This window comes from Exiguobacterium sp. 8H (assembly GCF_902506255.1).
GTDB lineage: Bacteria > Bacillota > Bacilli > Exiguobacteriales > Exiguobacteriaceae > Exiguobacterium > Exiguobacterium profundum.
The window spans coordinates 1-10,357 of record NZ_LR733459.1; the positions used below are offsets into that span (position 1 = coordinate 1).

Below are 10,357 nucleotides of genomic sequence, written 5' to 3' on the forward strand. Positions count from 1 at the left end.
TCTGTCCGGTGGACGCGTCCACGGTGTCTTCTGGGGCCGGAGCGCCCTCTGGGGGCGTGAAACGCGTGATCGGGCCGTCATACACACGGCGTTCGCGCCATGCGATGACCTGGTCCATGTATTCCTTGAACAACAGGTCTTTCTGTTCCTGCGTCATCCAGTCCTCGTCCACCGGTGATTCCGGGGCCGGGGTATAGCCCCGCCCGACCTTCGTCTCGACCGGGGCCGCAACTGGCGCGGGCGTCGAGGGCTCGGGCTCATGCGACACGGCGGTGGACGACAACATGTCCAGCGCCTGTGTCAGCGACGCCTGTATGCCCCCCTGATCCATTCGGACGTCTTCCCCGTCCTCCAACAGGCGCGCCACGTAGACGTCCGCCTGGACGTACATCAGCTCGTCGATCGGACGGTCGGCGTGCGCCGCGCGACTGCCGACCTCGCCGACGCTTCTCGACGGGTCGAACCACTCTGACAGGTACTCGTACCGGTAGCGCATCCGCGACTCGCCCTTGTTGAAGATCGGGTACGAGAACATCGGGCTCCCGTCGAGCCGTTTCCGTTTCAACGGACGGAACAGGATCCACTCGCGTTCCTGGAGGTGCATCAGCTCGTTCGGGGTCATGAGCGCGCGCTCATGGCTCGACTCGTTGAAGCTCTTGTCGAGCGTCAACAGCGCGCCCTGACGGGAGACGGTCGTCTCCGTCCGGTTCCCCAACAGGTCCGAGAACATCTTGCACGTCTCATAGTCCGCCGAGTGGATGAACACCTGGTAGCCACAGTTCCCGGCGACCGTCTTGGCGATGTGCTCGTTGTACTGTGCGACGAGCTGGCCGTACGCCTGGAGGTACAGGTGGAACCGGATGTTCCGGCTCAGGCACACCGTCACGATGCTCTCGAGTCCCTCGATCGGAGGCATGTTGCCGAACTCGTCAAGGATGAACAGCACCTCGCGCGTGCATCGTTGGCCCGGGCGTCGGGACGCCTCCTCGACGAGCAGGAAGTACAGCTGCTTGATGAACAGCGACGCGATGACGTGATACTTCCGGTCGTAGTCCGGGACGATGAGGAAGATCGCCGTCGGGCGCTCCTCGTCGAACCCGACGGCCGACAGGTCGACCGTGTCGAGGCTCATCATCCGTGCGATCTGGTCCGACGTGAACGCCTGGAATTTCTCCAGTAGCGACAGGCAGATCCCACTGCGCGCCTTCTTCTCGGCGAAACTGAACGAGGCGTACGCCGTCTTGGCAGGGTGGGACGGGTCCATCCCGTCGTAGTAGGCGTCGAGCGGGAAGAACTCCTGCCCGGTCTCGGGGTCCTTGATCGGACGATATTCCTCGAGCATCTTCGTCATCTGGTAGATCGTGACGCGGTCCCACGAATGGCGGTCATAGTAGGCCTCGTCCCTGCCCGGGACGAGCCGGCGCAATTGCTGCTCGACCTGCGCCGCCTCCTCGCACACGGCGAGGATCAGTGCCTTCGCGAGCGCGCGTGCCGACGATATCCAGAAGTTCGTCGGGTCCTTCGGGTCGTAGAAGAACGAGACCACGACGGTCTCGGCATAGGCGACGGCACGGTCGAGGTTCGGCCGGCCGCCTGTGGCCTTCGCCTCGGCGAGCCCCTGCCGATAGGCGCGGATGACCGCCCCGAGCGGGTTGTACGGCATCGAGTTCGTCGGGTCGGCCAGGTTCAGCGCGAGGACGCGGTACCCGCGTTCTTCGAGCGTCGCCCGGGACGCCGTGTAGAGCTCGCCCTTGGGGTCGTGTAAAACCATGCTCGACTGCTTCTCCGCCCGGCTGTACAGGTCGATCGACGGGAAGATCGACGTCTCGCCCTTCCCGGAACGGGTCGTCCCGTAGATCAGGAAGTTGTAGGCGTCGTCCTCGATATAGATGTCATAGCGCCCGTCCTTGCGCCGTCGGCGCGAGACGGGGAACCCGCCCTTCCCGGGGAAGCGTTCGCCCGCCTCGGGTACCGCGCGATACTCGTCGGCGAGGTCGCGGTGCTCGGTGAAGCGTTCCGTCCCGTGGGACGTCTCCGAGAGCGGCCGGTTGACCCGGCGCAGGGTGTACACCCAACGCGCGACGCCGAACGTCACGAGCAACATCGCCACGCCGTAGACGCCGAGCGCCAGGGTGGTCGTCTGGAGCCCGAGCGCGAGGATCGCGTCGAGCCCCCCTCCCGTCATCTCGCCCGTCATCGCCCCACGGGCCCAGCCCATGAGGACGGTCAAGGCGTTGACGAGAAACGCGCTCAGGGCGATGGCCAGAACGTACAACAGCAACAACAACGGCACGAGCACGCGCCAGTCGCCCGCCCACTCGCTCCAATCCCTGTCGCGGTCGAGCCGCCAGTCCCGACGGTCGATCTCACGCTCGCGGACCTTGTCCCGCATCGTGAAACGACGCCGTCTAGAAAATCGTACCATACACTTCCTCCTCCTTCATCCGACTCTGGGGGATGTTCCCGTTTCTGTCACGTCCTGCCCGGACGACATGGGGAAGGGGGCTCATTTCCTCGCCCCCTCTTTCGTCTCTTGTGTCTCTTTCGTCACGCCCTTCTTTTCTTTCGGGTTCGCCCCGACCAGTGCACGCTCGGCCGCCTGCCGGCGCTTCAGGCGCTCCGGCGACTCCGTGATGCCACGGGTCGACAACGCCGTCTCCCAGTCCTTCGCCCGATACGCGAGGTCGAACTGCCCGTTCGCGGTCGGATATTCGTCCTGGAACGTCTCGAGCGTCGCCCAGTCCCCGGTCTTGCTGATCTGGTCGGCGACGAGCTGATGGTCGCCGTCGCTCATGGCCACCGCGTCGTCGATCCGTCCTGTCTCGACGAGATAAGGGACCAGCAGGCGCCGGTCCTCGTCCCGGAGGTTCCCGGTCTCGATCAGCTTGTCGATCGTCCGGGCGTCCCCGAGCAGGAGCGCCGTCGTCAGGTCGACACGCGCCTCGAGCGCCTCGAGCGTCTCCGCCTCTGCCACGCCAGGCGTCGGCGAGGCGTTCCCTTGCATCGTGTAGAGCACGCCGCCACCCACAACCGCGGTGGCGAGGAAAAAGGTCGTGATGAGGGGCCACGGCCGGCCACCGGCGGCTCCGGGTGAGGGCGTCCGTCCTTCCCTTCTCGCCTTTCGTTCCGCCACGCGCGCCTCCTTCGCGCGTACCTTCAGCTCGGCCTTCTCGGCCTTCCATGTCGTCCCGAGGACGGTCTCGATGTGGTCGAGACGGGCGATACGCTCCTTACGTTGCGCCTTGTCGAGCCGTTTGTCGGTCCGTACCGCCTTGCGCAGTCGTTTCAGCCGGTCCTCGATGTGGTCGAGGAGCCCGGTGTCGTCCGTGATCGTCGCCTGCAACAGCGACGTCCCGGTGCCGGCCTCCACCAGCTCATAGGCGTGGGGCCCTTCTTCCTCCTCGGCGACCCGATCGGCCGCCTCGTGGAGCGTGAACTCATCATCCCCGAGGCGCACGCGCGCATGGGGGATCGCCGTCTTCGCTTGCTTCGTCATCTTGATTCCTCCTTCGTCCTGTCTCAGTCTTCTGACAACAACAGTGCCACGCCGACGACAAACAACGTGACGCCCAACACGGCACTCATGATCCGTTTCGCCATGTGCCCACTCCCTTTCTTTGCTTCTTCGCTTCTACCGGCGTGTGACGGGGCAGGGGTCCCCTGCCCGCACCGCCGAGACGCCCCTTTCGGGCGATCAGGTCAGGATCAGAACAGACGGGTGAGCCCGTCGAGCATGACCCCGAACACCTGCGTCTCCTTCAAGCTCTTGACGATCGCTGTAACGCCAAGGACGATGAAGAGACCGACAAAGGCAGCAATCCAGATCGCCTTCGCCTTCTCACGTCCCTCGCGCCCACCGAGCATGAAGTAGTACCCGCCGACGAGGAAGATGAGTGCCACAAGAGCCCACGCTGGTTTTTGGGCAAATGTCACGAACTGATTGACTGCGGTGATAAATTCATCCATTCCATTTCACCTCCTTTCACTGTTCTTGTTTCTCGAACCAAAACACGACATCTGTCGTTTGTTCCTCAATCAACCCGTATCGTTTGGCAACGGCATATTGACTGTGGTACTGATTCAAACTATTGATAAACCCGCTGATTTTGTTTCTGAATGACTCCAGAGATAGCGAGCCCTTTTGGATGTTGCAACTGCCACATGCAGGGACTTTGTTTTCTTCCGTGTCTAGTTCCGGATGGATACACGTCCCATCCGTCCAATTGCGTCGGATCGGCTCGAAATGGTCGGCATGCCATCCCTTTTCCTCAAGCCTGCATCCGCAGTACCAGCAACGGCCACCCGACTTCTCGAAGATGGCCCGCCGTTTCTTGTTCATCGGCTCCTGACCCTTCCCGTCCCCATGAACAGGACGCCCTCCTCGCCGAACCAGTCGCCATGGCCCTGTCGACGTTCCGCCTCGATCCATCCCACACTGGTCGCCTTACGGCAGGCGACGTGCGGGCGTGTCGTGCCCGGCATGCCCGTCACATGGCGCAACAGTTGCCGGGCCCTCAGTGGCCCGCCAGGGGTCACCACGACCGCGTGCCCGCCGTCATGCAAGGTGAACAGGTACACGTCTCGTTCTTGTCGGATCGGATGACTCCAACTAGCGTGCGTCGTGGTCTTCCACGTGTCCGGTGTCGCCTTCATCGCGCCCGTCTCCTTTCTTCGTCGTTTCTCTCGCCTTGTCGTCCTCCCCGGCCTGCGTCTGTTCGACGAGCTCGGCGAGCGCATCGAAGCCCGCATCGAAGCAGGCACGGTGTTGTTCGACGAGCCAGTCCTCGTAGGCGATCCCTTTGACGCGGAGCACCATCGCGGCCTGTTGTTTGGCACGCGCCTGTTCGGCGCGGGATGTCTTCGGCGTCAGTGTGGACGCCTTCTGTTTCTTCTGTGTCATCTCGTTTTCACTCCTCGATTCTTGATGGTTCCCTGGTATCGGTTTCTTGTTCTCGAAGGCGGTCCCGCCGTGTCACATCACCCGCATGCGACGCGGGTGACGGTCTCGGTCAGTCTCGTCCGGGCTGACGGTGGCAAAGTCGCCAGCCCTGCTTCACCAACAAATCCATCTCCCACTGGGGCGCATCGGGGACATAGAGCACGCAGCGCGCGCCCTCGTCCCGTCGCTCCAGCAAGATCGGACGGCGACCGCGGTAACGGGCGACCGGTCGGCGCATCATGCCGTCCCCGCCCGTCGGGGACGACGGTGTCGGGTCGGACGGACGATGTAGTAGCACCCGTCACGTCGCGCGACGAACGCCGGGTACGTGAAGCCACGGTCCCGCATCAGGTTCGCGGGTGGCGATGGCGGGCTGTACAGGTGAAGGACAGCCGCAAAGCATGTGCGTAGCGTCCGCCCGCCCGCCGCGTTCCGTTTCGGCGTCCACGCGCCCTCCCGTTCACAGAAATGGTTCGCCCGTGGACCGAGCGCCCTCAGCTCGTGATAGGCGAGCATCGGCCCGTCGAGGTCGCAACGATAGGCGAGGATCGGGGCGATCCCGAGCGCCTCGCCGTATGTGCGCATGACCTCCGCCCAGACCGGCATCCCGGCCCGGAACGTGTCGATCGCCTCGTGGAGTCCCGAGCCCGGGACCACCTTGTACCATCTCGGCCGTCGTCGGCGCCTGGCCGGCCTCACTGCGATGTGTCGTAACTCCTTGTGGCTCACTTCTCCCCACCCTCTCCTATGAAACGGAAGTGTTTTAGTGGGACGTCGATCAACATGCCATCTGTTTTGACGACTGCCACCGGGTGTGCGATCACTCCGCCACCATGGCCACCGGCCTTCACAGACGGACCTACCGGTTTCGAGAACTGGAACACGCCGATATATTCGACGTCGATCCACTCAAGGCCATCCATCAGACGCGCTTGCGCTCTCATGAGATCACCCCTTCCTGTTCGAACGTTTCGGCCACTTGGCGAAACTTCTCGTCTGCGAACTCTTCTGGCATATGGATAGCCTGGCCTAAGAACGCGACCTCGCATTCCAACCGATCCGCGACGACCCGATACCTGAAATCGAACGGGGCCACCTGCCCGACGTCCACCTTGAAATGGATGCTGTGGGTGTCTCCACCCTCTTTCAGCAGTCGGAACAGCCTGTACTCACTCAACGGTTTGCTCATCATATCTCTCCTTCCTGTTCGTCCAACGTGTTCCCGGCCCTCGGACCGGTCACCATGTCGCCATGGTCGGATGTGCGGCCTACGTGTTCATGTCGTACGTCGTGCGGTGTGGTGCTGTCTTCGGGTGCCGGCCCGGTGATACGTCGGGACGGGTCTTGCCTGACGACACTCGCCGTGCCGGTGGTCATTGGGTGTGCCCGGGTGTTTGCCCGGGGCACGGGTGCGTATAGCCACGACCGGTCCACCCTGTCGCGCCACGCCGATATGTACAGACACGGGGAACTGATTGTCAAGGTTCGCCCGCCGGGGCGGGAGATTGGTCCGTGTTTTGGGTCATGCGTCGTAGGCCGCACATCCGACCGCCGGACCGGGGTCCGGCGTGGCGTGCGTTCGTGCGGTGATACAGCATCTGGTTCCTTCGTCAGTGTACGGATATGCCGGTCAGCGACGGAACAGCTTCCGTTTGCGTGGCCAGAGCAGGAGCAACAGCCCGACGCCGGCCAGCGCGATCCCGGCCTGTTGGGCCAGACGGACCCACTCCTCGCCGGTCTTCGGCAGTTTGCCCGGGAGCGTCGCCGGTTCCGGTGTCGCCGTCAACGTGCCACGGTCGACGATCTTCTCCTTCTCGACGATCTTCTCTTTCTCGACCGTCTTCTCGGTCACTTTCTCCGTCACGGTCTCGGTCACGACCTCGCTCGGCTTCGCGGGCGGTTCCGGGGCGGGCTCCGCCTCGTTGTCGATGTCGAGGGAGACGACCTCGTCGTCCGTCTCGATCGTGAACGCGTGTTCCGTGTCGTCGAGGACATAGCCTTCCGGCGCCTCGACCTCGGTCACGGTGTACGTGCCGTGGGGCAACAGGATCAGGGCGACCCCGTCCTTGTCGCTCGCGATCCGTCCGACGTCGACGCCGTCCGCGTCACGGACGAGGAACGTCGCGCCTTGAAGCCCTTCACCGGTCTCCGCGTCCCGTTTGAACAGGCGCAGCGTGCCACGGATCATGCGGTTCGTGACCGTCTTCTCGACGACCTGACCCTGTTCGTCGATCGTGACCGGGATGGCCACCTCGTCGAGGACGTAGCCGTCCGGTGCGCCGGTCTCGACGAGCTCATAGGTGCCATGTGGGAGGGTGACACGGGCGTGCCCGTCCTCCCCGGTCGTGACCGTCTGGAACACCGCGCCATCAGGCGTGAGGATGTCGAACGTCGCGCCCGGGAGCGCCTCGTCGGTCTCGGCGTCCGTCTTGAGGACGTCGAGCGTGCCATAGATGTAGTCGTTGACGACCTCGAGCTCGATCACCTGCCCGTCCGTGCGGACGTCGGCGTAGAAACGGGTGTCGATCGCGTCATAGCCGGGTGCCGGCTTCGTCTCGACGATCTCATAGCGCCCATACGGGAGCTCGACCTCGTAACGGCCGTCGGCGTCGGTGAACCCTTCAGCGACCTCCGTCCCCTCGGCGTCGAGGATGAGGAACTCGGTCTCGGGGATCGGTTCCCCGGTCTCCGCGTCGACCTTCAGGATGACGACCTTCCCACGGATCGTGTCGTTCGTGACGGTGATCCCGACCGTGGCGTCACGGTCGACCGTCGCCTCATGCGGGGTCTTGTCGAGGACGTGGCCTTCCGGCGCGCCGGTCTCGACGACGTCCACCTTCCCGACCGGGAGATTCTCGAGGATCGCGACGCCCGAGGCGTCGGTCACGACGTCATGCGTCGCGCCGGTGACGTCCGTCACCTGGAATGAGGCGCCCGAGAGGGGCGTGGCGTCTTCCCCTTCCTTGAGGATGCGGAGCGCGCCCGTCGGCGTGGAGCCGATCGAGATGCCACCGCCGTCGAAGTTGCGGTACTTGTTGTAGACGCTCACCGGCTCGAAGCCGTCCGCCGAGAGCGTCGCGTCGTTGCGATACTCATACTGGACGACGTCCGCCTTCGTGCGATAGGTGACGAGATACGTCTTCGTGATGTCGCCGAGCTCGAGCGTGAACCCGTCCGGTTTCGTCGTCAGCGTGTAGTCACCGGCCGGGACCGGCTTGACGCCACTGGCAGAGAAGCCGTACTCGTCGGTGTCGATCGTGCCGACGGTGACCGTCGAGGCCATGAGCGTGTGCCCCGGCTTGACGACATCGACGACCTTCGCGCCCTTGAGCGCGTCCTTGTTCTGGTTGATCCGGACCGACCAGAGGATCTCGTTGCCGTTCTGTACCTGGGCGCTCGCCCACTTGTACAGATGCTCGTCGAGCGGTTCGTCCTTGAGGATCGTGATCGGGTGCGTGCTCTCGGCGCCGTCGGCGACGAACGCGAGGGCATCGGAACGGTCTGTCTTCGAGAACGGGTAGTGGAACTGCCCCTCGACGATGATGTGACCGCTCAGGTTCGTCTTCTCGGTCGCGGTCTCGTTGAACGTGAACGTGAGCACGCGGTTGACGACCTTGCCTTCCCCGACGACCGTCCCCGCGTCATCCTTTAGAGGAAACGTGAAGTCGGTGACGGTGAGCTGGTCTGGCAGTCGCACGGTGTGCGACTCGCCGGCCTTGACCGCGTCCTTCTCGGTCCAGTCGATGCGCACCTTGACGCGTTGGTCACGGGTGATGGTGTCGATCGGTTGCCCGCCGTCAGACAGCAGTGTGACGCTGTCGATGAGCGCGCCGGCGGCGTTCGCCGGGACGCCCGAGAAGACGAGCAGGAACGCCAGCATGGCGGCCAGCACCCGTCGCCCCGGGGCGGGGGGGTGATTTCGGTTTGAGTACAAGTTGAATTCCTCCTTATGTCGGGCCAACCGGCCCGTGAATGGGACGTTGACGATGACGCGACAGACCGTCGGCTTTCAGCCACCACCCCCTTCAAGGGGACGGACGATCAGAGGATGGGATGGTAAAGATGATAGATCAGGAAAGAAGATCGGCGATCGTGACAGGACATCTGTCATTCTCACGCGAACATTGATAGAATGGTGGACACAGGACATGTATGGCCCTGTATCCGGGAAAGTTGCAGACATGACAAAAAGGCCTCCTTCTGTTCGTCGAAGGGGCCGAAAGGTCGGTTGGATCGTATGTAGACGAGGGCGGATGCGTCGTCCGAAACGAGAAAGTGTACAAAAAATGTTCGGATTTTGCGCACTTTTCGATCTGGGAGACTGGAAAAACCACGTGAAATCCGCTATGATAAAGGTGAATTTGGGCTGGAAAAATCAAATTCACCAGAGCCGGATGGTTCGTGCGTCAACACGATCCGTCCAGCCCTCGGTCGCCTCGTCAGAGTCCGACCTTGCGGCAGCTTCGCCTACCAAGCCATATGGCTTGGTAGGTTTTTTTGTTTTCTGGATTTTTAAAGTAAATAAAATGCTGTTTGTTACTTATAAATAATTATATCACAAATTCCAAATATGTAAATGGTTTTCTTGTCTGTAAATATCTCGAATCGGTGAACGATGTTCACCTTTTCTTGATTTTGGAAGGAAGGCGTTCACATAATTGTTGACATACATACACACATCACAAGGAGACAGTGCACATGAACAACAACGATGACATCGTCCTCATCCGCGCCAAACTATACGAGCGGATCAAGGCACGATACAGAATTCTCAAGGACAACGACTCCTCGTTGCGTCAATCAAAAACGTTGAAAGTCATCATAACTTCACTCAATTCCAGCGTTAGCCAATCGTCAAACAAATCTAAGCCATCTAACTCGTTGATTGGCATCAAACGGAACCTTCAAATCTATCGGTTATTGGAGGAACTCGACACCTCAGCGGACTGGCTATTCGAGAGAACCGACATCATCACCTACCAGAACGTCAGAACCATCCAAACGTCAGAAGATTGGGATACGATCTTCCCGATCTTGTTACAACGCTTGCGAGAGAGCCTGTTATACATCGCCCAATTGGATGTCGAAATCGTCAACGACACAGAAGGGAAGTTCGAAGAGTTTCTTGCCGAGAGATTTACAGTCTCCAGTTTTACCGTACAAGGTTGGATGAAAATGGACCGGCGCAATTATATCGGTTTGCACCACGTCCACCAGATCGCTGAACAGGCGGACGTCTCGATCGACTGGATGCTTGGTCTCGTCGATGATCCGATGGCCCATAAACGACACCTGCTCCCGGACGATTATCCGACGTCCTTATTGTAACAAAAACGGCTCAACCATGCGACTTGTCGTCTCTCTCGAATCCTGACGATTCTCAAAAAGTGATGGTTGAAAAATCCGTTTTTAAGATGG

The 10,357-nt window shown here is 61.5% G+C and carries 11 protein-coding genes; 3 read left to right on the forward strand and 8 right to left on the reverse strand.

Annotated features, from left to right (window positions below):
* From GVY43_RS15695 to GVY43_RS15715, 5 genes are all read right to left on the reverse strand, one after another.
* Window positions 1-2,425: VirD4-like conjugal transfer protein, CD1115 family (locus tag GVY43_RS15695; protein WP_159563797.1), on the reverse strand; the 2,425-nt coding region annotated here is incomplete at its 3' end.
* A gap of 81 nt (window positions 2,426-2,506) precedes the next feature.
* Entirely contained in the window at window positions 2,507-3,496 is a 990-nt protein-coding gene (locus tag GVY43_RS15700; RefSeq protein WP_159563798.1) for a hypothetical protein, read from the reverse strand.
* Window positions 3,497-3,705: 209 nt separating this feature from the next.
* On the reverse strand, window positions 3,706-3,966 hold the full coding sequence (locus GVY43_RS15705) for a hypothetical protein (RefSeq protein WP_159563799.1): 261 nt from the start codon (window positions 3,964-3,966) through the stop codon (window positions 3,706-3,708).
* 16 nt (window positions 3,967-3,982) lie between these two features.
* A complete protein-coding gene (locus GVY43_RS15710; protein ID WP_159563800.1) occupies window positions 3,983-4,339 on the reverse strand; it encodes an HNH endonuclease in 357 nt (118 codons plus the stop codon).
* Between the two features lie 270 nt (window positions 4,340-4,609).
* Window positions 4,610-4,900: a hypothetical protein gene (locus GVY43_RS15715; RefSeq protein WP_159563801.1), complete on the reverse strand. Its 291-nt coding sequence runs from the start codon at window positions 4,898-4,900 to the stop codon at window positions 4,610-4,612.
* Between the two features lie 130 nt (window positions 4,901-5,030).
* On the opposite strand from GVY43_RS15715, the gene GVY43_RS15720 reads away from it, so the two are divergent.
* Window positions 5,031-5,231 carry a hypothetical protein gene (locus GVY43_RS15720; RefSeq protein ID WP_159563802.1) on the forward strand — a complete coding sequence of 67 codons (201 nt, stop codon included), beginning with the start codon at window positions 5,031-5,033 and terminating at the stop codon, window positions 5,229-5,231.
* Window positions 5,232-5,664: 433 nt separating this feature from the next.
* Here the strand turns inward: GVY43_RS15720 and GVY43_RS15725 are convergent, their stop codons facing one another.
* The 3 genes from GVY43_RS15725 to GVY43_RS15735 all read right to left on the reverse strand — a co-directional run bounded on the left by GVY43_RS15725 (window position 5,665) and on the right by GVY43_RS15735 (window position 8,873).
* Window positions 5,665-5,883, reverse strand: coding sequence for a hypothetical protein (locus GVY43_RS15725; RefSeq protein WP_159563803.1), 219 nt, complete (start codon window positions 5,881-5,883; stop codon window positions 5,665-5,667).
* Complete coding sequence (locus GVY43_RS15730) at window positions 5,880-6,116, reverse strand: hypothetical protein (protein WP_159563804.1); 237 nt, start codon at window positions 6,114-6,116, stop codon at window positions 5,880-5,882. The genes GVY43_RS15725 and GVY43_RS15730 overlap by 4 nt, the downstream gene beginning before the upstream one ends.
* Before the next feature lie 453 nt (window positions 6,117-6,569).
* Window positions 6,570-8,873, reverse strand: coding sequence for a SpaA isopeptide-forming pilin-related protein (locus GVY43_RS15735; protein ID WP_159563805.1), 2,304 nt, complete (start codon window positions 8,871-8,873; stop codon window positions 6,570-6,572).
* Window positions 8,874-9,192: 319 nt separating this feature from the next.
* Here GVY43_RS15735 and GVY43_RS15740 point away from each other — a divergent pair, with 319 nt between their 5' ends.
* The gene (locus GVY43_RS15740) at window positions 9,193-9,489 is read left to right on the forward strand and encodes a hypothetical protein (protein ID WP_159563806.1); all 297 of its coding nucleotides are present in this window, start codon (window positions 9,193-9,195) and stop codon (window positions 9,487-9,489) included.
* Window positions 9,490-9,637: 148 nt separating this feature from the next.
* Window positions 9,638-10,267 (forward strand): hypothetical protein, encoded by a 630-nt coding sequence (locus GVY43_RS15745; protein ID WP_159563807.1) that lies wholly within the window; start codon window positions 9,638-9,640, stop codon window positions 10,265-10,267.
* The last annotated feature ends 90 nt before the right edge of the window (window positions 10,268-10,357 follow it).